The sequence below is a fragment of the Flavobacterium sp. genome, assembly GCF_047602195.1.
Classification (GTDB): Bacteria; Bacteroidota; Bacteroidia; order Flavobacteriales; family Flavobacteriaceae; genus Flavobacterium.
Genome location: NZ_JASGHW010000004.1, coordinates 2110096 through 2130258, shown reverse-complemented (window position 1 = coordinate 2130258; position 20163 = coordinate 2110096). Strand labels below are relative to the sequence as shown.

The following is a 20163-nucleotide window of genomic DNA, read 5'->3' as shown; positions in this document are numbered from 1 at the left end:
ATAAAGTAAAATGCACCCGGCGCCAGTGTTGGATTTTTATTTAAATTTAAAAGTTAATACTTCCTACATGAACAAATTCGAAATGTTGCTTGCCTCGATAACCGATGCCAAGGTCATCAAAGAAACCAGCGGTTTCCCAATAGATTTATCAGATTCGAGCCCGCTGCTCGACCAAGTAAGCCTGACCGACACGGCCGATTTCGAAGGTTTCATCGAAAATTACCTGACGCAAAACAAAGCCGATTTTGCGTTCGGCGGTTACCATGAAAAACGCAAATTGTACCAACGCAGCGATATTTTCAACGACGGCGAAAGCGACGAACGCAACATTCACATCGGGCTTGATTTATGGCTTGAAGCCGGGACACCTGTGCTGGCGGCGCTCGAAAGGAACCGTCCACAGTTTTGATTACAACGCCGGTGTTGGGGATTATGGCCCGACGATTATTTTGGAACACACGGTTGAAGCCCAGCAATTCTACACGCTTTACGGACATTTGTCGCTCGAAAGCATTGAGGAAATCGAAATCGGCGATGTGTACCGCAAAGGCCAACAACTCGCGACCCTGGGCGATGCCTCGGTTAACGGCGATTACGCGCCACACCTGCATTTCCAGATCATCAAGGACATTGAGGATTGGTTTGGCGATTATCCGGGCGTTTGCAGCGAAAAGGATGTGGCATTCTATCTCGAGAATTGTCCCGATCCCGATTTATTGTTGAAATTAAATAAATAAAAATGAGAACGATATTGATCCTGATGTGCAGCCTGTTGCTCCTCGTCGGTTGCAAATCCAAGAAAACCGCAGCCAAACCGGCCCCGAAAAAAATCGAAGTCGTCGAAAAGGAAAAAATCAACGAAGTCCAAAAAGACAAAGCCTACGACGCAGGCAAACGCATTTTGATGACCTGCAACACCTCCAAGTTCAAACCGTTCAGTGCTTCAGAGGCCACACCGACCGTCATCAAGAATACGACCCAGGAACGGTTGACCAAAACCTGTCTCAAATTCCGGCTCAAGTATGGCGATTTCCGTGACATCCAACTCGTGGAAGTCATCCACAACAAAACCGACAAGACCAACATTTACCGCTACAAGGCGTTGTATGAAAAGAAAATCGCCAACAAGGAACTGCGTGTGACCATGAATGAGGAAAACAAAGTTTCGGCGATTAAATCACTCGATTGGGTGGATAAATTCTAAATTTGTAAAAAACATTCCATGACCATCAAACCATTGTTCGTTTGTATCATTTTCCTGCTGGCAACCCCGCTATTTTCGCAGGAAATGATGACCACCAAGGACGGGGCGCCGATTCCCGCCACTGAAACCTGGGATTTCCTTTGTGAAAATTACGCGCTCACGGGAACGGCCAAAGTTCAAATCGCCAAAGACGGAAAAGGCGGCGTGCTCAAAATTGCCGTACAAACCACCGACCCAAGCTTTTTCATTGGCGGTGTCGCCTATGTTTATCTTGAAGACAATACGATAATCGTATGTACCGACAAACGCATGCGAACCAATAAAGACAATGTCAGTACAGTCTGGTATACGTTTTCAACGGTAGAAATGAACAAACTCAAAACGACCAATATCGGCTCGATCCGTTTCAGCATCCGCGGCAATCCAACCAAATTCAGCAGTCAAACCGGAACCTTCACCGCAGTGAATAAAAAGTCGTATTTTAGTGTGGGGGAAAACAAACCCGAAACCTACCCGACCGCAACACAAATCACCGCCCTATACCATAAACCATGAATCCGAACCAACAGATCATCGAAGAATTTTACGCCGGATTTGCCAGCCACCATGCCGATACGATGGTGAGCTGCTACCATCCCGACGTGGTTTTTCACGATCCTGCCTTCGGGACTTTGCACGGGAAAGATGCAGGTGACATGTGGCACATGCTCATCGAACGCAGCAAAGGCCAATTGCAGATCGAGTTTTCAAATGTCAGCGCCGATGAAACTTCAGGTTCAGCCCAATGGGTCGCGACCTATATTTTCAGCAAGACCAACCGAAAAGTGGTCAATAAAATTCAAGCCCAATTCGAATTCAAGGACGGGCTGATCATCAAGCACACCGACCGCTTCGATTTGTGGAAATGGAGCAGCCAGGCATTGGGTTTTACGGGCTTGGTGTTGGGATGGACGAATTTCATGCAGCAAAAAATCCGGCAACAAGCCATCCAATCCTTGCGCGCCTACCAAAACAAGCCTCGAAATTAACATACATTTTAAAAGCTTTGGCGGGCAATTGCGTAATTTTAAGCAAATGCAAAATGTATGGAAAACCCAAAACAAAGCATCTTCCTGCCCTATTTATGGCTGGTCTGGTCCGACGATCTGCTGAGCCAGAACGAACTCAACGTCCTGCAACAATTCATCAGCAGCCGCGAATGGCTTTCACAATCCCAGCAAAAAATGTTGCTCGGGATGATTGCACCAACTTCCCCTCCATCGCGCCAAACCTTGGCCGAATGGAAATCGATCGTCCATGCTGTGCTAGAAACAAAACCGAAAATCCGCAGTCTATTTGGTCTTGCACTCGAACTGTCGCAAAACAACGCCGATGTCAAGAAGCAAAAAAACGAATTCCTGCAACTCGAGAATGCGCTCGGGATTCTGGGCGAGGAAGCGTTGCGCACCTTCAAATCGCCAGAAAATACCCTGACCCAAAACCACCATACCGTCCATCAATTCGACGTAACAAAAATGACCGCCTTACTCGATGGCAAACAAGCGCCGATCATCAACCGAGTCAAGCAATTGCTGCAACGTCCAGCTTTCAAGTACGTCGCAGAAAACGACACGGACGCCTATCGCGAGAAAGTTTTCCAATGGTGTAAAATCCTGGCCAAGGAAAAACTGGGAAGCATGGCCTACCCAACGAAATATGGTGGCGGAGGCAACATCGCCGATTATTTTGCCATTATGGAAACGCTGAGCTACCACGATTTGAGCCTGGTCATCAAATTTGGTGTCCAGTTCGGGCTTTGGGGCATGAGCGTACAATTGCTCGGCACGGAAAAACACCACAAGAAATACTTGGCTGCTATCGGCTCGCTCCGACTCCCGGGTTGTTTCGCGATGACCGAAACCCATCATGGTTCAAACGTCAAGGGCTTGGAAACCACGGCGACTTACAACCACCAGAAACAAGTCTTCGTCATCCATACGCCCAATCCGAATGCCCAGAAGGAATACATCGGCAATGCAGCAAAACACGGCAAAATGGCTACGGTTTTTGCCCAATTGATTATCGACGGAAAAAGTTATGGCGTTGGCGCTTTTATCGTTCCATTGCGCGATGAAAATGGCGTTGTCCTCAAAGGCATTACCATTGGCGATTGCGGGCCAAAAATGGGATTGAATGGCGTCGATAATGGCACGATCCGCTTCAGCAAAGTGGTTATTCCCAAAGAAAACATGCTCGACCGTTTTGCTTCGATCAACGACAAAGGCGAATTTGAAAGCCCGATCCCGAGTGACAACCGGCGGTTTTTCACGATGCTCGGTACCTTGGTCGGTGGCCGAATCGGGATTCCGCGTTCGGCATTGGCGGCAGCCAAATCTGGGCTGACCATCGCGATACGGTACGGCGACCGCAGGAGACAATTCGGGCCCGATGGCGGTTCAGAAGTCCCGATCCTCAATTACCGCATCCACCAGAGGCGATTGCTTCCTCGACTGGCGAATGCCTATGCCTTGCATTTCGGACTGCAATACCTGACCCAACGTTACATTGGCCGCAAGGAAACCGAGATGCAGGAAATCGAAGCGCTCGCCGCCGGCATGAAAGCTTATGCGACCTGGAGTACGCGCAACACTTTACAGGAATGCCGCGAAGCCTGCGGTGGTAAAGGATATTTGTCCGAAAACCGGATCGGTTCGCTTAAAAACGACACCGAAATCTACACGACATTCGAAGGCGACAATACCGTCCTGATGCAATTGGTCGCCAAAAGCAGGCTTGCCGAGTTTAGAAAAGAATTTGCCCAAATGGATGCAGCCCAAATGGTCAGCTTTGTGATCGACAAGGCCAAAATTGCCATCTCCGAAAGGAATCCGATCGCCAAACGCAACACCGATGAAGCGCATTTGATCGATTTCGCTTTCCACAGGCAAGCTTTCGAATACCGTGAAAAGGTGATTTTGGAATCGGCAGCGAAACGGCTCAAACGCTTGATCGATGACGGCATGGATGCCTATGACGCCTTCAATGTCGCGCAACACCAAATGATTGCCGTAGCCGAAGCCTATTTGGAGCGTGTTGTCTTGGAGCAATTCCAACATCAAATCAGCCAAACAAAAGACAAAAAGCTAAAAGCCGTTTTGGAAAAATTGTGCCAGCTATTTGCACTTTCGCTACTCGAAAAACACAACGGCTGGTACCTGGAAGAAAATTATATGGAGGCGGCCAAAACCAAAGCGATCCGAAAAATGGTGGGCCAATTGTGTTGGGAAATCCGTCCGCACGCGGTGCCGTTGGTCGAAGCGTTTGCAATTCCGGAGCGTTGTTTGGCTGCGCCGATTGCGTTTGATGAAAACAAATCGTTTGGAGACTGATAGACGCAACGGCATCTTGATGGTGTTTCGATCAATCGATTAAACAGTTAAACGATTAAACGAAATTAAAATCAACAACCCAATTTTTATCCGGATTGTAACCCAATTCCCCCGATTGCACTTCCAGCGGCCCGTCAAAATTGTTCGTATACAAACCGCCCGTACCCAATCCCTGTGGCATTGGGTTTTGCAGTCCAAAGGTGAATTGGGCGATTGCATTTAAACCGATATTGCTTTCGAGCGCCGAGGTGATCCACCAACCAATTTGGTATTTTTGGGCCAATGCAATCCACGCTAATGTCCCGCGAAATCCACCGATAAAACTGGGCTTTAAAATGAGGTATTGCGGTTTGATTTTGTGTAACAATTCTTCCTTTTCCTTTGAAGAAAACACGCCGATCAATTCTTCGTCCAAAGCAATGGGTATTTTTGGGTTTTTACACAAAACTGCCATACTGTCATGTTGATTTTTTTGTATAGGCTGCTCGACGCTATGTATTTTAAATTCAGATAGTTGATTTATTTTATCAAAAGCATCAATTTCAGAAAAAGCACCGTTGGCATCGACGCGGATTTCAATCTGATTTTCGTCGAAGTTTTGACGGATTGAACGCAATAAATCGAGTTCTTTTTCAAAATCAATCGCCCCGATTTTGAGTTTAACACAATGGAAACCCTCAGCTATCTTTTGTTCTATCTGCTGCTTCATAAAACCCTCATTTCCCATCCAAACCAAACCATTGATCGGAATGTTTTTTTGCCCGTCTGTAAATTTCGACGGAAACAACACAAACGGATTTTCGCTCCGCAAAGAACGGAATGCCATTTCAACCCCAAACTGGATCGACGGGAATTCAAGCAACGCTTCCCAAAGCTTTTCTTCGCCTAAATGGATATGGTCGCAAACCCATTGCAGTTTCGCCTCATAATCGGGCCGGTCGTCCGCGCTGAGGCCACGCAAAATCCCGCACTCGCCTATTCCGGTTTTCCCTTCATTTTCGAGCAGCAGGAACCAGGTTTCTTTTTCGGTCAATATCCCGCGCGAAGTCCCAGACGGATTCTTGAATTGAAGCAGATAGCGATGGTAGGTTGCCTTCAACTTGTTTTATTTTAATGAATTCAAAATAGCCTCAAAATCCTCGGAGGCGATGCCGGCTTTCTTAAACGCCTCGAAGTCGAGTTTGACTTTTTCCTTCCATGCCAACGCATCGGTCACATTTTGCGCCTTGTATTTCTTGTAGATTTTTTTGGCCGTACTGTAATCGCCATTGAGCAGGTGCGCATGCGCCAGGTTGAGCTTGATCTGCAATTCGGAAGGGTCGAGTTTTTCGCCTTCCTTGAGGAATTTAAGCGCCTTCTCGTACTGCCTGGTCAACAGGAAGCTGTAACCGATTGCATTGTAATCGGCGGCATTGGCCTTGTTTTCGTTGATGACGACCTGCAATTTGGCAATCGCATCGCCAAACTGCCCCTGCTTGATGAATTCGGCGGCCTGGTCACGCAGGGCCTTGTAGATTTCCCCCGAAGCGTCGGTTTCGTTGAGACAGGTTTTGCCGTAATCCTTGAATGCCTTGGCTTTTTCGGCGGCGAGCATTTTATTGTATTCGGGAAACTTGTAATCCTTCTGGAATTTGTCGAGAATGCAGATGCAGAAATCGTCGGCATCGGGAATGCGCTTGGCCAGGTCGGAAGTCTTGCACAGACTAATGACCGACTTCTTGTTTTCGGAAGTCCAACCCCGGCTCATCTTGTTGTCGACCCAAGGCACGACCTCGAGCACGATTTTCTGCTTCAATATCCAGTTGTTGCTCTCGAACGCAAACCACAAATTGGTCGAGCCCGGGTTCAGGCAAGCCATTTTTTCTGCCGAGAGCACCTTGACTTCTTTGTTGATCGGCGTATCCTGATACAGGCACGCTTTTTCCGGCTTGCCCGTTTCGCGGTACTTTTGCGCATTTTCGCTGGTCGTAAAAATCCCGTAACGGCATTTATCGTCGCCCGAGACTTTGGACAGGATAAAAATAGCACCCGCCGAGCCCTGGCTAATGCCGCTGGGATCCGGAATCGACTTGAGCAACGACACGAGACTGTTGGCCAATTGCTGGTTTTCGTCCAGAATCGTGATGCGGTAGACCACTTCGGTCGTACCGACAGGAAAATCCTCGGTCTTGATCACGACGCGGTTTCCGGCGGGAACAATGATTTCGCGCGAGGTAGCGCGGTCTTTGTCCCAATAGCCGTCGGTTTGCGCGCTGACGATGGTCGCGAACAGTGAAAGAAAAAAGGTAAATGTTAGCTTGGTCATGGTTTGGAAGTGGAAAGCCCTAGCCCGGATGGGAGCGGTATCCTTTTGTCCCGCAGGGCAAAAGATAAAGCGGACAGCCGGACTCGAGCTCCTAAAATTAAAAATAAGGAGCGAACAGGCGAAGCAAAAAGCTCCTAAAAATTCTACAAATCGATTGAATCGCCGATGGGCAACAACATTAAATCTTTGCCCGCATCGAAAAACTTTTTCTTGGCCTCGGCATGGTCGATCTCGATGTAGCCGAACGTATCGTAATGGTAGCCCAGGATCTTGTCGCACTCGACAAAATCGGAGGCGGTGATCGCGTCGTCCACATCCATCGTATAATTGCTGCCGATCGGCAAAATGGCCAAATCGAGCGTGGTGCGCAACGGAATCAGTTTCATGTCGTAGGTCAATGCCGTATCGCCCGCGATATAAATGTTTTTGTGCTCGCTTTCGAGTACGAAACCACCGGGATTGCCGCCATAAGTCCCGTCAGGAAAGGCACTCGAATGGATCGCATTGACGTATTTGACGGTCCCGAAATCGAAGTTCCAACTGCCGCCGTGGTTCATGCCGTGGCTGTTGAATCCTTTCTTGGCGTAATAATCGGCGATTTCGGCGTTCGAAACGATGAGCGCGCCGGTGTTTTTGGCGATGGCCTCGACGTCGAGCACATGGTCGCCGTGTGCGTGCGTGACCAAAATGAAATCGGCTTTTAGATTTTGGATGTTGATGTGCGCCGCCTTGGGATTGGCGGAAATATACGGATCGACGATGAGGTACTTGCCGTCGACCTCTATCCCGAGCGCGGCATGGCCCAAATAAGTTATTTTCATAAGGTTTTAGTTGAAATGGTTAATGGTGGCGTTGACAATCTGCACGATGATGTCGGTAAAGAAATAGATCAGCGACAGCGAAATAATCAGTGAAATCAGGAAAGTACTGATGGCCAATTTCTTGAGTTCGGGATCGAGCAGACGCGGTTCCTTGTTGTTGTAGACCGTCCGCAGGTGCTTGACCAAAGGAATGTAAGCCACCAGAAACAGGTACATGTCGAAATTGATCTGTTCGGGGTAACTGTCTTTGTACCAATCGAAAAGAAACGCAAACAACAGCATGAGCACCATCGCCCCGCCAACGAGGAAATAATGATACACCTTGGCTTTGGCGCCGCCAATCTTGACTACAATGGTGTTCTTGCCTACTTTCCGGTCCGATGCCTCGTCGCGCATGTTGTTCAGGTTGAGCACGCCCACGCTGAGCATCCCGATGGCCGCTGCCGGAAGGATCAGCAACGGGTCGATTTCCTTGAGGTACATAAAACTCACGCCGAGCGTACTGACCAATCCGAAGAATACAAAAACGAACACATCGCCATAGCCGCGGTAGCCGTAAGCCGTATTACCCACGGTGTAACGGATGGCCGAAGCCACCGCCAAGGCCCCCAAGGTCAAAAAGAACAACGAGAACACAAAATTGGTTTTCTTGAACGCGAAATAAATCAGCGTGACGGCCGAAATCATCGTCAAAATCGAGGTAATCAACATCGCGCGTTTCATCGCTGCCGGGGAAATCACCCCGCTTTGGATGGCGCGTTTGGGCCCGACACGGTCTTGGTTGTCGGTTCCTTTGATGCCGTCGCCGTAATCGTTGGCAAAATTCGAAAGAATCTGCAGCAACAAAGTCGTGGTAATGGCAAAGGTGAATATTTTCCAGTTCGGACGCGCCTGCGACATCGCATAAAAACATCCTAAAATAATCCCTGATACAGAAAGCGGTAAGGTTCGTACGCGCGCGGCTTCAATCCAGTGTTTCATTTAATCAATGAATAATTAACAGTTAATAATTAACAATTGCAGATGCAATCAATCCTTACAAATTTACAGCGAAAATCATTTCCAATAATTATTAATTAGCCATTATTAATTATTATTTGGCTACATCCAATTGCTGTCGGAGGTTTCCATCTCATACAGCCAAAGGTTGACGTACTGTTTGATGGTGGTGAAATCACCGAGCTGGAAACTGACATTTCCGCCTGCGGTATGGATCGTCAAATAGCCGATGTCGGCGCTTTTGTGCCAGAACAATTGCGAAACCGTGAGCGCCTGTATCTTTTGCGGCTCGATGATTTCATCGGTGATGTCCCAAGCCCCGCTTTGCTTGATGATGAAACGGTCGCCGATGAACAATCGGTAATTCTTAAATCCGAAACAAAGAATGAGCAACGCAAAACCGATATAGACCGGAATCAAATACGCAAATTGCAGTAAATTCCCGGCTGCATTGACCGCGATCAGATAAAACAGCGCCAGCGGCAACACGATTGTCAGGAAAATGGAAAAGACGAGCTTACGGAAATTGGGCCTGAGCATCACGCCTTTTTCGGGGATTTTTCCAAAAAGCAGCTTCAGGATCGCATCGCGTTCGCTTTCATTGCAGCCCGGAATTTCAATGGCCTGTTTGCGCTCCTCCTGCTCGCCGCCCGTGGCTTGCTTAATCTTGAGTTCGAGCACGTCGAGTTTCTTTTGGAAGTAATTGCGCGTGATGGCGACAATCTGCACCTTTTCGGGTTTGATGATCGTGCTTTTGGTATTGAACAATCCGAAAGACAACAGCAACGAGCCTTTCTGCTTGGCAATTTTATAATCGAAATAACGCACGACGATGCGGAAAATATTGATGACCAGAATCGACCCGAACATAATCAGCAACACGATCCCGATCGATGACAGGATTGCGTTTCGGTCAAAATAAGAACTGAATTGATCCTCATCGAGATAGCCTTGGTTGGAAAACCGCAGGATATTGTCGTAAAGCGTCGCAAAAAAAGCCAGCAACAATCCCAGACTTCGGATGTAATTGGAGGTAATGCCCACCTTGAGCAGACTCAACAGGCTGATGCTGATGAATGGTTTTTCTTCGGATACGGCATTTTCAACCAGCGCATCCTGGCCCACAAAAGTCCTTTCGTTTTCAAGCAACTTGGCCTTGAGCGCAATGGCCAAGGCATGCGAAATCGCCTTGATCGACACTTCCTTTTCTTTGCTGCCCGCCGTATCCACATCAAGCGCATGGATGCCGATAATCCTTTGGAGCAACGACTGTTTGATATTGACCTGCTGGATCTTATGCAGCGCGATCGTGGTGCGCGTTTTACTAAAAACCCCTTCAGTGATGACAAATTCTCCGTTGGCCTGGTCGAGAAAAAAAGTAAAATTGCGGTAACGCAGGTAAGCCACCACACCGATTGCGGCAAAAAACAACAATCCCCCAACCAAAAGCCAAAGCTTATTGATTTCATTGAACTTGAAAATCCATACCACAAAAATGGGCCACAGCGCGCGCGCATACTGCTGCACCGTGTCAAAAAACATGACAATGATTCCGACAGCCGATTGCCGTTGCGGCACATTGAACTGGTTTTCCATTTACAGCTCTTTTTGGATTTTACCCATGAGCAATTGCTTGATGTTCTCGGCCTGCTCCTTTTCGATCCCCGGGATTTCGATGTCACTCGAACTGCCTCCGGCCGTGAAGATTTCGATGGTCGCCAATCCGAAGAAACGCGAAATAAAACCTTCGTGCAAGGCGACATGCTGCACCCTGTTGTAAGGAATGACGATGGTTGTCGTGGCGATAATCCCATGCCGGAAAAGCACATCGTGGTTGCGGAAGGCAAATGCTTTCTTGCGGAAAGAAATGCGGGCAAAAAACAAACACAACCCGATTAGGGCCAATAACGGAACCAACAAGGTGGCTCCTATCGTCTGGAATTCTTCGATAAAAGCAACCGCAGCCACCAAGCCGATTGCGATAACGCCAAAAATAATCAGCCAGGTCAGCAGCACCACTTTCCAATAATCGCGGTGCAGTGCCGTCATCGCGACTTCTTCAAATCTCGGCAACTGGGCAGTATCGATCGTTTCGTTCGTAAAATTTTCCATTGGTTTTTGGATGGGTTACGGAATCCATTTCTTTTCAAAGTTCGGTTTGCGCTTTTCGAGAAAGGCATTGCGTCCTTCGATGGCCTCGTCGGTCATATAGGCCAGACGCGTGGCTTCGCCTGCAAAAACCTGCTGCCCGACCATGCCGTCGTCGGTGAGGTTCATCGCGAATTTGAGCATCTTGATGGAGGTAGGCGACTTGGCCAGGATTTCCTGCGCCCATTGAAAGGCAGTATCTTCAAGCTCATCGTGCGGGATCACGGCGTTGACCATGCCCATTTCGAAGGCTTCCTGCGCCGAGTAATTGCGCCCGAGGAAAAAGATTTCACGCGCTTTCTTCTGCCCGACCATTTTGGCCAGATAAGCCGAGCCGTAACCGCCGTCGAAACTCGTCACATCGGCATCGGTTTGCTTGAAGATGGCGTGTTCTTTACTGGCCAGCGTCAAATCGCAGACCACATGCAGGCTGTGTCCGCCGCCTACCGCCCAGCCCGGAACGACCGCGATGACCGCTTTGGGCATGAAACGAATCAGCCTTTGCACCTCGAGAATGTTTAAACGATGCATACCGTCGTCGCCTACGTAACCTTGATGGCCGCGTGCACGTTGGTCCCCGCCGCTGCAGAACGACCAGATGCCGTCTTTGGACGATGGCCCTTCGGCAGAAAGCAACACCACGCCAATCGAGGTGTCTTCCTGTGCATCATAAAAAGCCTGATACAATTCGCTGGTGGTTTTTGGACGGAACGCATTGCGCACATCCGGACGGTTGAACGCGATACGTGCCACGCCGTCACACTTTTTATAGGTAATGTCTTCGAAATCTTTAACAGTCTTCCAGTTTATTTGAGCCATATTTGTGCTATTTTAGCGTAAAAATAATACATTTAAATCAATATTTACATGAAACAAACCTTGTTGAATATTAGCCTGTTCGCCTTGGCTTTCTCTGCCTACAGCCAAAAATATGAATTCCAGACCGTTAAGGACATCTCTTGCACGCCGGTGGTTTCGCAGGGACAAACAGGAACTTGCTGGAGTTTTTCGTCGACCTCTTTTTTAGAAGCCGAAATCATCCGCACGACAGGCAAATCGATCGATCTTTCCGAAATGTTCAACGTGCGCCACACCTACCCTAAAAAAGCGTGGAATTTTGTGATGCGGCAAGGCAAGGCCCAATTTGGCGAAGGCGGACTCAACCATGATGTCATCAACAGCGCGCGCGATTTTGGACTGGTCCCGCAAAGCGCGTTTACCGGCCTGGTCAATGACCAAACGAAATACGACCACACCAAAATGGTCGAGGAATTGGAAGCTTTGCTCAAAGCCAATGCCGATCCGTCGAAAAAACCGGATCCCGAATGGCAGGCCAAAGTCAATAACATTCTCGACAGTTACATGGGCAAGGACATCAACGAATTCACTTTCGAAGGCAAAAAATACACCCCGAAAAGTTTTCTTGAGATGACCAAGCTCAATCTTAATGATTATGTGACGATTACATCTTTCACACACGTGCCGTTTTACAAGTCGTTCATCCTTGACATCCCGGACAATTTCTCCTATGGAAATTTCTACAACATGCCGCTCGACGAATTCATGCAGAACATTGACAATGCCTTGGACAAAGGTTACACGTTGGCACTCGACGCCGATGTGAGCGAAAAGACCTTCTCCCCTAAAAACGGCGTAGCGATCATTCCGGCCAACGATGCCGATGCCATCGCCAGCTTAACCGAAATCAAACCCGAAAAGAATGTCACGCAGGAGTTGCGCCAGCAGGAATTCGAAAACTTCAACACCACCGACGACCATTTGATGCACATCGTGGGCAAGCTCAAGGATCAAAAAGGCAATATCTACTACAAGGTCAAAAACTCTTGGGGAAGCGACAATGCGCGTGTGGCCAATGGCGGTTACGTCTATGTGAGCGCCGCCTACATGAGGCTCAAGGCCATCTCGGTACTGGTACACAAAGATGCCCTGGCGGCGAAAACCAAGAAATCACTCGGCGTTTAATTGCCAAAACTATTATTGGCCACGAATACACGAATTAAAAGTCAAATTCGTGTATTCGTGGCTATTTTTTTAGTCCCATTTCACCGAAGTCATCGTCAATGAGCCGCCCACGGGTTTGTCGTTGAAAAAACCGATGTCGTCTTTGGAATCCCGCAACGCCAGGGTATACAACAACGGATAATAATGATCGGGGGTTGGAATAGCTAGCCTTGCCGCCTTGTTGAGCTTTTCGTAATCGATCAGCGCCTTGAAGTCGTGGTTGCCGATTTTCTCCTTGAACACCTGATTCATCTCAATGGCCCAATCGAAACCATATTCAGCCTCGCCTAGTTTGTCCCAGGCCACCATGCGCAGGTTGTGCACCATATTGCCGCTGCCGATGATGAGTACGCCCTTCTTGCGCAATGCTTTCAATTGCTTGGCGAGTTCGTAATGGTATTCGGGTGGTTTGTTGTAATCGATACTGAATTGCAGCACCGGAATATCGGCATTGGGGTACATGTGCCTGACCACGCTCCAGGTACCGTGATCCAAGCCCCAGTCGTGGTCGAGACCGACACTAGTCGAAGTAATCAATTTTGAGGTTTCGACCGCCAAAGACGGGCTGCCCGGCGCCGGATATTGCACATTGAACAATTCCTGTGGAAAACCGCCGAAATCGTGGATGGTTTTTGGAAAGTCCATCGCGGTGATGTGCGATCCCCGGGTCAGCCAGTGCGCCGAAATGACCAACACGGCTTTGGGTTTTGGGATTTCTTTCCCGAATCTGGCCCAGGTTTGGGAAAATTCGTTGTCCTCGATCGCGTTCATCGGCGATCCGTGCCCGATAAACAACACCGGGTGCGTGAGATCCTCCTCGCCCAACGATTGGGTCCAGTTGTAAAAAGGTTGCAATGATGCCATGACTATTCCTCCTGTAATGGTTTTGATGAAATCTTTCCGTTCCAAAATACAATATTTGTATATACAAATGTACAACTCTATTTTAGAAATCGGATTGATTTACCGCAAAATTAACAGACTGGTTTACAACAGATGGATGCCGTCGTCCTTGATTTCAATCAGCCGCTCCTTGTACAACGCACCGATGGCTTTCTTGAACGTTTTCTTGCTCATCTGCAAAACTGCCTTGATGTCTTCGGGGTGCGAATCGTCATTGAGCCGCAGGAAACCACGATTGGCCTTGAGTTCGAGTAAAATCTTGTCGGCGTTGGGCTCTACGTTTTCGTAGCCTTGCTTTTGCAGCGACACATCGATCTTGTGATCGGGACGGATGTTCTTGATGAAACCGCGCAGTTTGTCGCCGGTACGGATCGAATCGTCATACACTTCATCCTTATACAGCAATCCTTTGTGCTGGCCGTTGATGATGACATTGATGCCCAACTCAGTGATGTGCGACACGATCAGGTCGACCTCCTCGCCTTTCTCGACGGTTAGGGTTTCATTGTCTAAAAATTGATTGGTTTTGCTCGATGCGACCAGTCGGTTGGTTTTTTCATCGAGATACAGGTACACAAGGTAACGCTTGCCTTTTTCCATCTCACGCGCCTGCTCCTTGAACGGGACCAGGATGTCCTTTTCGAGTCCCCAATCCATGAATGCACCGACACGGTTGGTGTAATTCACGCGCAGCAAAGCAAACTCGTTGAGTTGGATGTACGGCTTCAACGTTGTGGCGACGGGCCGTTCTTCGTGGTCGAGGTAAACAAAAACGGTCAACTCATCGCCTATTTCAAATTTTTTGGGAACATATTTGATGGGCAATAAAATGTCTTCGGCTTCATTGCCGTTGCCGAGGAACAAACCGACTTTGGTTTGGCGCAGTATTTCGAGTGTGTTGTATTTTCCGATTTCAATCATAGCCGCAAAGGTACAAACTTGAAAAAGGTTTTAAGCCAACGCCTTGAAATAATCTTTTAGGATGGAATCATTTTCCTTTTCGGGTGTGAAAACTTCCAAAATGCAAGGCTTTGTATTTTTGGCGTACAGCGATTTCAACCCCAATGCCAACGACTGCTCATCGGTGGCGGTGAAGTAATCGAGCTGGAACATTTTGGCCAGATGCTCGGCGGTCAATTGGTGCGAAGTCTCGAAATACGTATTGAAAATCTTGCTTTCCTGATGGCCCGGCAAAATCCTGAAAATACCGCCGCCGCCATTGTTGACGACGATGATCTTGAAATTCTTCGGGATGTAATTGTTCCAGAGCGCGTTGCTGTCGTACAGAAATCCGATATCGCCCGTGATCAAGGTCGTTGGCCTGTCCGAAGCCGAAGCCGCACCGATGGCCGTAGACGTACTGCCGTCAATCCCGCTCGTACCTCGGTTGCAATAGACCGAAACCGACGCATCAATGTCAAACAACTGTGCGTAACGGATCGCTGCGCTGTTGCTCACCTGCAGCATCGAATTTTGTGGAAGCGCCGGGATGATGGCACCAAACGCCTTCAAATCGGAAAACGGAATTTTTGCCAAATATTTATCATGCAAAGCCTCGCGTTTCTTCTTGACCGTCTGCCCGAGCTTGAAATAATCGCTTTTGACGGTTTTGGTAAACGGCAAAATCTGCGCAAAGAAATCGTTCGGGTTGGTCTCGAAATGATGTGCCAGGCTGCCAAACGTATTGTACGCGCGCAACGGATCGATGTGCCAATGGTGCTCCGGACGGTACATTCTCAAAAACGCCTTGATCCTTTTGGAGACAATCAATCCGCCAAAAGTAATCAGGATTTCGGGCTGGAATTGCTTGAATTCTTTTTCCTTGAACGGCGTAATGATCGTATCGATGTTACCCAGGAACGTCGGGTGGTGCAAATTCGAGGTCGTCTCGGTCATGACCATCACCGACGGATCGGAAGCGAGTTTATTCAGGATTTCCTCATCGATTTCATTGGGTTCGTTGACGCCCACAAGAATGAGTTTCTTCTTGGCCGAATTCCAGATGTTGGTCGAGGCGATGATGTCCTCGATCGAAATGTTCTTGTAGAATTTGGCAAAAGCCGAAATCGTCGGGTCGACGACCTGCTTCTTGACCGTTTCATACAACGGCTCCTCAAACGGAACGTTGATGTGCGCCGGACCTTTTTTGGTATACGCTTTATTGATCGCCTCGTTGATCAGGTGGTCGTTGTATTCGGAAGCTTCCTCGGTCAGGTTCGCGTTGAACAACGAATGGTTGTCGAATACATCGCGCTGGCGGATGGTTTGCCCGTCACCGATGTCGATTTTTTCCAATGGACGATCGGCCGAAATCACTATCAGTGGAATCTGGCTGTAAAAAGCCTCGGCCACGGCCGGATAATAATTGAGCAAGGCCGAACCCGAAGTGCAGACCAAAGCCACGGGCTTGTTGATCTGCTGGGCGATGCCGAGCGCGAAGAAACCCGCGCAACGTTCATCGGCGATGCTGTAACATTTGAAATTGGGATTGCTCGCAAAACCGATGGTCAGCGGCGCATTCCTCGAACCTGGCGATATGACGATGTGGTTGACGCCCTTGGCCATGCAAATCTGGATGATGCTTTGGGCTAGTGGAATTTTCGGGTAGATCATGTATGCTGTTGCTTCAAATTCAAGAATCGTTGATTTTTTGAGGCGAACAAATTTAACTACTTTTGGACAAACTTGAACAATTCCCATGGAAATAATCATCCGCCCGGCCGTGATTGCCGATGTGCCAAGCATCCTCGATATTGTCAACCATGCCATTTTGCATACGACCGCCAATTACAACTACGAACCGCAAACGCTCGAAACCCAATTGCAATGGTTCAAGGACAAGCAACAGCACAATTTTCCGGTCATCGTGGCCGAGTTCGAAAACCAGGTCATCGGTTATGGCGCCTATGGGACGTTTCGCGAAAAAATCGGGTACCAATACACGGTCGAGCATTCGGTGTATGTGGCCGACAACCATTTCGGCAAAGGCATCGGCAAATTGCTCCTTACCGAATTGATCCGGCTGGCGCGCGCGCAAAACTACCATGTCATGATCGGTGCGATCGACGCCGACAACGCCGACAGCATTGCCTTCCATAAAAAATTCGGTTTTGAAGAATGTGGTGTGATCAAACAGGCCGGTTTCAAATTCGGCAAATGGCTCGATTTGTTGTTCATGCAATTGATCCTGAAATAAAAAACGGGAAATCTTTCGAAATCCCGTTATTTGATTACATTCAAGGTAATGAGCAGTGTCGTGATGAACAGGACAATCAATCCGGAAAGAAAAGTGATGTCGGCCTTGCGTTCGTAACGTGCCGCCAATCTTTCGCTGCGCATCGACAGATAAGACAAAATGCTGCTGGTCATGAACATCAGGATCGCGATTGCGGTAAATTCATCGATTCGCGACGTTTCGTGGTTGTCCCCGAGTTTAAGCGACGTCAACACCACAAAGCAAAGCCCAAGCAGCGTTGACGAGGCATTCAATATGTGCGGGAAATTTTTCTTCTTCCCCATTACGATTTGATCCACGAAACGATGGAATCATCGGTTGGCAAGGTTTCGGGCGAAACCACCTTGGCAAGTTCTCCGTTTTCATTGATCAGGTACTTCTGGAAATTCCACTGTACTTCTGAATCCTGCAAAGCATTCCTGCGCTTTTGCGTCAAAAATTGGTAGATCTCGGCCATGTCGTTGCCCTTGACCGATATTTTGGCCATCATCGGGAAAGTCACGCCGTAATTCCTTTGACAGAATTCGCCGATTTCGGCATTGGTTCCCGGTTCCTGCTGCCCAAAATTATTGGCAGGGAAACCGATGATGATGAATTTCTGGTCCTTGTATTTTTCATAAAGCTCCTCGAGTTGCTTGTACTGTGGCGTGAGCCCGCATTTCGATGCCGTGTTGACAATCATGATCTTTCTGCCCCTGAGCGAAGCGAAATCGAATTCCTTGCCCGACAAATCTTCGACTTTGAATTGGTAAATCGTTTGGTCTTTCATTTTTTCGTTCTGTGTTTCAACCGTAGTCGACATTTGCGAGGCCGGTTGGCTGGTTGTGCTGGATTTTTTGTTTTGTGCCTGGTTGTGGCAGCTCATCAGTAGAAAAGTGCCACAGGCGATGTACAGGAAGTTTTTCATTTCGATGTAAATTTTTATAAAATTAAATAAAAACCGCCGGCAAGTTCCATTTGAACCCCATTTTTTTCAGAAAATAAAAAGCCCGATGCCTTTTACAGCGTCGGGCCATCCGGAAACGGGAAATCCTCTAACCAAAATTTCCCGCTTCCGTTTTCCCGCAATTGGCCTTGAAAATTTTGGGAGCATTTCTCGGCCAAAAACAGGAGGTTTTTCCAGCACTAAAAACGGTGTTTTTAGCACATACGACAAAATCCGGTTTTTGGTTTTTGGAACCTGCAAAACTTTGAATTATAAAACGTTCCGTCGTTTATTTGTAAAAAAGAATGCCTAGATTTGACTAAAACAATCACACATGACACAAGAAGAATTACTCCCCATTGTCTTGCGAAAAGAAGACCGCGGCTTTACGCTGATGTACGACATGTATGCCAAAAGCCTGTTCGCCGTCATCTGCAACCTGATCAAGGACCGCGAGGAAGCCGAGGACGTCTTGCAGGAATCTTTCGTCAAAATCTGGAAAAACATCGACACTTACAACGAAAGCAAAGGCCGATTCTACACCTGGATCCTCAACATCGCCCGAAACACGGCCATCGACAAGCTGCGTTCCAAAGGTTTTAACAACAGCCGCAAAAACCTGTCCTCGGATAATTTCGTACATCTGCTCGACGACAGCAACAAGCTCATGAACCGCATCGATACGATCGGCATCCGTGAATTTGTCAAGAAACTGAAACCCAAATGCATACAAATCATCGACCTGCTGTTCTTTAAAGGTTTCACCCAACAGGAAGCATCGGAAGAACTGGGCATTCCGCTGGGCACCGTCAAAACACAGAACCGCAATTGCATCAATGATTTAAGAAACTTTTTACAGGTATAATGGATATTCAAGGCTACATCGATACAGGGATTTTGGAATTGTACGTTTACGGGTTGCTCGACGAGAACGGCAACCGCGAGGTCAACGACATGGCCAAACAATTTCCCGAAATCAACAACGAAATCATTTCGATTGAGCGGGCGATCATCGATCTTTCGACGAGTTTTTCCCCGCTGCTTTCGGCGGAAAACTTCGACAAGATCAGACAGCGGCTCGAAATCAAATACGGCGTGGTCAACATCCGCACGCGTTCGTACTTCCCGAAATACATCGGTTGGGCCGCCGCGGTGTTGCTACTTGCGGCAATTGGCGTGCAATACGTACGCTTGAGCGAAGCGGGTGAAAAAGTCGCCGTTGCCGAAATCGAGAAAACCAAATTGCAGGAAGCGCTCGTTTCTGCCGAGATCAAGACCAAGCAGAGCGAAGACGCTTTGGCATTGGTACGCGACAAAAATACTTCGATCATCACTTTGGGCGGACAGGCCGTTTCGCCGCAATCGTATGCCAAAGTCTATTACAACAAGGCGACGCAAGTCGTGTATGTGGACGCCAAAGGTTTGCCTGATCCGCCTCAGGGAAAGGTCTATCAGATCTGGGCTTTGAAACTCAATCCGCTCACGCCGACGAGCATCGGGCTTTTGGAAAATTTCGCGGCAGACGGCCAAAGAGTTTTACCGTGGACAAAGCCGCTGCGGCTGAAGGTTTCGGAATCACGCTCGAACCGGCCGGCGGAAGTGCATCGCCTACGATGGAACAATTGTACACTTTGGGAAAAGTATAAATCCGACTTAACTATATGAAAGAGTTCAGTAGCAATACTGGACTTTTTTTATGGCCAAACATCTAGAATTCAAATAAAAAGCATAAGTTAGACTTGCAAAACAAAACTTTAAATCTTATCGCTATGAAAAACTTTCTCAAAACCAGTTGCTATGTAATCGTATTTGCCGTTGCCGGCGTGTTGTTCCAAATCAGTTGTTCCAATTCGGATGATACCAACGCAACCAATTCACCACAGGCTTTGCCACAGGCGACCAATAAATTGATTTATGTGAAATGGGATACGTCGGGCCAATCGATTTGGACATGTGACAGCGACGGCAGCAACCAAACGCAAATCCCGATTACACTTCCGGCCGGAATTCAATTCAACACTTCCAATGGTGATGCGAATCCGAGATTGTCACAGGACGGACAGAAAGTCTTTTTTGTGGTTTACACCGCAACGACCAATGCGATTTATTCGTGTGACATCGACGGTTCTAATATTCAGGAAATTGTAGCGCCAGACAACGCCAATTATTCGCTCGGCAATACCAATTGATTGTATTTTGAAAATAAAAAAAGCCGGTCGCAATGAACCGGCTT

The 20163-nt window shown here is 48.1% G+C and carries 23 protein-coding genes; 11 read left to right on the top strand and 12 right to left on the bottom strand.

Features of this window, described 5'->3' with window-relative positions:
• Nucleotides 1-67 precede the first annotated feature (67 nt).
• The 6 genes from QM717_RS15685 to QM717_RS15660 are packed head-to-tail and all read left to right on the top strand — an operon-like array spanning nucleotide 68 to nucleotide 4572.
• Nucleotides 68-409, top strand: a complete 342-nt coding sequence (locus QM717_RS15685) for a hypothetical protein (protein ID WP_415038850.1) — start codon at nucleotides 68-70, stop codon at nucleotides 407-409.
• Nucleotides 354-737 (top strand): peptidoglycan DD-metalloendopeptidase family protein, encoded by a 384-nt coding sequence (locus tag QM717_RS15680; RefSeq protein WP_415038848.1) that lies wholly within the window; start codon nucleotides 354-356, stop codon nucleotides 735-737. Before QM717_RS15685 ends, QM717_RS15680 begins: the two co-directional genes overlap by 56 nt.
• Before the next feature lie 2 nt (nucleotides 738-739).
• Nucleotides 740-1204, top strand: coding sequence for a hypothetical protein (locus tag QM717_RS15675; RefSeq protein ID WP_415038846.1), 465 nt, complete (start codon nucleotides 740-742; stop codon nucleotides 1202-1204).
• Between the two features lie 18 nt (nucleotides 1205-1222).
• The gene (locus tag QM717_RS15670) at nucleotides 1223-1759 is read left to right on the top strand and encodes a hypothetical protein (RefSeq protein ID WP_415038844.1); all 537 of its coding nucleotides are present in this window, start codon (nucleotides 1223-1225) and stop codon (nucleotides 1757-1759) included.
• A complete protein-coding gene (locus tag QM717_RS15665; RefSeq protein ID WP_415038842.1) occupies nucleotides 1756-2232 on the top strand; it encodes a nuclear transport factor 2 family protein in 477 nt (158 codons plus the stop codon). The genes QM717_RS15670 and QM717_RS15665 overlap by 4 nt, the downstream gene beginning before the upstream one ends.
• 57 nt (nucleotides 2233-2289) lie before the next feature.
• A complete protein-coding gene (locus QM717_RS15660; protein WP_415038841.1) occupies nucleotides 2290-4572 on the top strand; it encodes an acyl-CoA dehydrogenase in 2283 nt (760 codons plus the stop codon).
• Between the two features lie 55 nt (nucleotides 4573-4627).
• Here QM717_RS15660 and QM717_RS15655 read toward each other — a convergent pair whose 3' ends face one another.
• From QM717_RS15655 to QM717_RS15625, 7 genes are all read right to left on the bottom strand, one after another.
• A complete protein-coding gene (locus tag QM717_RS15655; RefSeq protein WP_415038839.1) occupies nucleotides 4628-5671 on the bottom strand; it encodes an o-succinylbenzoate synthase in 1044 nt (347 codons plus the stop codon).
• 6 nt (nucleotides 5672-5677) lie between these two features.
• Nucleotides 5678-6877 (bottom strand): tetratricopeptide repeat protein, encoded by a 1200-nt coding sequence (locus QM717_RS15650; RefSeq protein ID WP_415038838.1) that lies wholly within the window; start codon nucleotides 6875-6877, stop codon nucleotides 5678-5680.
• Between the two features lie 143 nt (nucleotides 6878-7020).
• A complete protein-coding gene (locus tag QM717_RS15645; protein ID WP_415038837.1) occupies nucleotides 7021-7698 on the bottom strand; it encodes a metal-dependent hydrolase in 678 nt (225 codons plus the stop codon).
• Between the two features lie 6 nt (nucleotides 7699-7704).
• Entirely contained in the window at nucleotides 7705-8679 is a 975-nt protein-coding gene (gene menA, locus QM717_RS15640) for a 1,4-dihydroxy-2-naphthoate octaprenyltransferase (protein ID WP_415038835.1), read from the bottom strand.
• 120 nt (nucleotides 8680-8799) lie between these two features.
• Nucleotides 8800-10293, bottom strand: coding sequence for a PH domain-containing protein (locus QM717_RS15635; protein ID WP_415038833.1), 1494 nt, complete (start codon nucleotides 10291-10293; stop codon nucleotides 8800-8802).
• On the bottom strand, nucleotides 10294-10809 hold the full coding sequence (locus tag QM717_RS15630) for a PH domain-containing protein (protein WP_415038831.1): 516 nt from the start codon (nucleotides 10807-10809) through the stop codon (nucleotides 10294-10296). It abuts the gene before it with no gap.
• Between the two features lie 15 nt (nucleotides 10810-10824).
• Nucleotides 10825-11664, bottom strand: a complete 840-nt coding sequence (locus QM717_RS15625; protein ID WP_415038829.1) for a 1,4-dihydroxy-2-naphthoyl-CoA synthase — start codon at nucleotides 11662-11664, stop codon at nucleotides 10825-10827.
• A gap of 48 nt (nucleotides 11665-11712) precedes the next feature.
• Here QM717_RS15625 and QM717_RS15620 point away from each other — a divergent pair, with 48 nt between their 5' ends.
• On the top strand, nucleotides 11713-12828 hold the full coding sequence (locus QM717_RS15620; protein ID WP_415038827.1) for a C1 family peptidase: 1116 nt from the start codon (nucleotides 11713-11715) through the stop codon (nucleotides 12826-12828).
• A 69-nt stretch (nucleotides 12829-12897) separates the two neighbouring features.
• On the opposite strand, the gene ygiD is transcribed toward QM717_RS15620, so the two are convergent.
• From ygiD to menD, 3 genes are all read right to left on the bottom strand, one after another.
• A complete protein-coding gene (gene ygiD, locus QM717_RS15615) occupies nucleotides 12898-13731 on the bottom strand; it encodes a 4,5-DOPA dioxygenase extradiol (protein ID WP_415040148.1) in 834 nt (277 codons plus the stop codon).
• 123 nt (nucleotides 13732-13854) lie between these two features.
• The gene (locus tag QM717_RS15610; protein ID WP_415038825.1) at nucleotides 13855-14691 is read right to left on the bottom strand and encodes a S1 RNA-binding domain-containing protein; all 837 of its coding nucleotides are present in this window, start codon (nucleotides 14689-14691) and stop codon (nucleotides 13855-13857) included.
• Nucleotides 14692-14721: 30 nt separating this feature from the next.
• The gene (gene menD, locus QM717_RS15605; protein WP_415038823.1) at nucleotides 14722-16383 is read right to left on the bottom strand and encodes a 2-succinyl-5-enolpyruvyl-6-hydroxy-3-cyclohexene-1-carboxylic-acid synthase; all 1662 of its coding nucleotides are present in this window, start codon (nucleotides 16381-16383) and stop codon (nucleotides 14722-14724) included.
• Between the two features lie 85 nt (nucleotides 16384-16468).
• Here menD and QM717_RS15600 point away from each other — a divergent pair, with 85 nt between their 5' ends.
• Nucleotides 16469-16966, top strand: coding sequence for a GNAT family N-acetyltransferase (locus QM717_RS15600; protein WP_415038821.1), 498 nt, complete (start codon nucleotides 16469-16471; stop codon nucleotides 16964-16966).
• Nucleotides 16967-16992: 26 nt separating this feature from the next.
• Here QM717_RS15600 and QM717_RS15595 read toward each other — a convergent pair whose 3' ends face one another.
• Complete coding sequence (locus QM717_RS15595) at nucleotides 16993-17289, bottom strand: hypothetical protein (RefSeq protein WP_415038819.1); 297 nt, start codon at nucleotides 17287-17289, stop codon at nucleotides 16993-16995.
• On the bottom strand, nucleotides 17289-17912 hold the full coding sequence (locus QM717_RS15590; RefSeq protein WP_415038817.1) for a glutathione peroxidase: 624 nt from the start codon (nucleotides 17910-17912) through the stop codon (nucleotides 17289-17291). Before QM717_RS15590 ends, QM717_RS15595 begins: the two co-directional genes overlap by 1 nt.
• Before the next feature lie 352 nt (nucleotides 17913-18264).
• Between QM717_RS15590 and QM717_RS15585 the strand changes: the two genes are divergently transcribed.
• The 3 genes from QM717_RS15585 (at nucleotide 18265) to QM717_RS15575 (ending at nucleotide 20119) form a co-directional block, all read left to right on the top strand.
• The gene (locus QM717_RS15585) at nucleotides 18265-18795 is read left to right on the top strand and encodes an RNA polymerase sigma factor (protein WP_415038815.1); all 531 of its coding nucleotides are present in this window, start codon (nucleotides 18265-18267) and stop codon (nucleotides 18793-18795) included.
• On the top strand, nucleotides 18795-19595 hold the full coding sequence (locus QM717_RS15580; protein WP_415038813.1) for an anti-sigma factor domain-containing protein: 801 nt from the start codon (nucleotides 18795-18797) through the stop codon (nucleotides 19593-19595). The genes QM717_RS15585 and QM717_RS15580 overlap by 1 nt, the downstream gene beginning before the upstream one ends.
• A gap of 104 nt (nucleotides 19596-19699) precedes the next feature.
• Nucleotides 19700-20119, top strand: coding sequence for a TolB family protein (locus QM717_RS15575; protein WP_415038811.1), 420 nt, complete (start codon nucleotides 19700-19702; stop codon nucleotides 20117-20119).
• Nucleotides 20120-20163 lie beyond the last annotated feature (44 nt).

What these genes read in the sequence shown, in the direction of transcription:
- QM717_RS15675 (WP_415038846.1), top strand. Translation starts at nt 740, where the DNA reads ATGAGAACGATATTGATCCTGATGTGCAGCCTGTTGCTCCTCGTCGGT.
- QM717_RS15670 (WP_415038844.1), top strand. Translation starts at nt 1,223, where the DNA reads ATGACCATCAAACCATTGTTCGTTTGTATCATTTTCCTGCTGGCAACC.
- menD (WP_415038823.1), bottom strand. Translation starts at nt 16,383, where the DNA reads ATGATCTACCCGAAAATTCCACTAGCCCAAAGCATCATCCAGATTTGC.
- QM717_RS15590 (WP_415038817.1), bottom strand. Translation starts at nt 17,912, where the DNA reads ATGAAAAACTTCCTGTACATCGCCTGTGGCACTTTTCTACTGATGAGC.
- menA (WP_415038835.1), bottom strand. Translation starts at nt 8,679, where the DNA reads ATGAAACACTGGATTGAAGCCGCGCGCGTACGAACCTTACCGCTTTCT.
- ygiD (WP_415040148.1), bottom strand. Translation starts at nt 13,731, where the DNA reads ATGGCATCATTGCAACCTTTTTACAACTGGACCCAATCGTTGGGCGAG.
- QM717_RS15595 (WP_415038819.1), bottom strand. Translation starts at nt 17,289, where the DNA reads ATGGGGAAGAAGAAAAATTTCCCGCACATATTGAATGCCTCGTCAACG.
- QM717_RS15575 (WP_415038811.1), top strand. Translation starts at nt 19,700, where the DNA reads ATGAAAAACTTTCTCAAAACCAGTTGCTATGTAATCGTATTTGCCGTT.
- QM717_RS15645 (WP_415038837.1), bottom strand. Translation starts at nt 7,698, where the DNA reads ATGAAAATAACTTATTTGGGCCATGCCGCGCTCGGGATAGAGGTCGAC.
- QM717_RS15585 (WP_415038815.1), top strand. Translation starts at nt 18,265, where the DNA reads ATGACACAAGAAGAATTACTCCCCATTGTCTTGCGAAAAGAAGACCGC.
- QM717_RS15620 (WP_415038827.1), top strand. Translation starts at nt 11,713, where the DNA reads ATGAAACAAACCTTGTTGAATATTAGCCTGTTCGCCTTGGCTTTCTCT.
- QM717_RS15685 (WP_415038850.1), top strand. Translation starts at nt 68, where the DNA reads ATGAACAAATTCGAAATGTTGCTTGCCTCGATAACCGATGCCAAGGTC.
- QM717_RS15630 (WP_415038831.1), bottom strand. Translation starts at nt 10,809, where the DNA reads ATGGAAAATTTTACGAACGAAACGATCGATACTGCCCAGTTGCCGAGA.
- QM717_RS15660 (WP_415038841.1), top strand. Translation starts at nt 2,290, where the DNA reads ATGGAAAACCCAAAACAAAGCATCTTCCTGCCCTATTTATGGCTGGTC.
- QM717_RS15650 (WP_415038838.1), bottom strand. Translation starts at nt 6,877, where the DNA reads ATGACCAAGCTAACATTTACCTTTTTTCTTTCACTGTTCGCGACCATC.
- QM717_RS15610 (WP_415038825.1), bottom strand. Translation starts at nt 14,691, where the DNA reads ATGATTGAAATCGGAAAATACAACACACTCGAAATACTGCGCCAAACC.
- QM717_RS15625 (WP_415038829.1), bottom strand. Translation starts at nt 11,664, where the DNA reads ATGGCTCAAATAAACTGGAAGACTGTTAAAGATTTCGAAGACATTACC.
- QM717_RS15635 (WP_415038833.1), bottom strand. Translation starts at nt 10,293, where the DNA reads ATGGAAAACCAGTTCAATGTGCCGCAACGGCAATCGGCTGTCGGAATC.
- QM717_RS15600 (WP_415038821.1), top strand. Translation starts at nt 16,469, where the DNA reads ATGGAAATAATCATCCGCCCGGCCGTGATTGCCGATGTGCCAAGCATC.
- QM717_RS15580 (WP_415038813.1), top strand. Translation starts at nt 18,795, where the DNA reads ATGGATATTCAAGGCTACATCGATACAGGGATTTTGGAATTGTACGTT.
- QM717_RS15665 (WP_415038842.1), top strand. Translation starts at nt 1,756, where the DNA reads ATGAATCCGAACCAACAGATCATCGAAGAATTTTACGCCGGATTTGCC.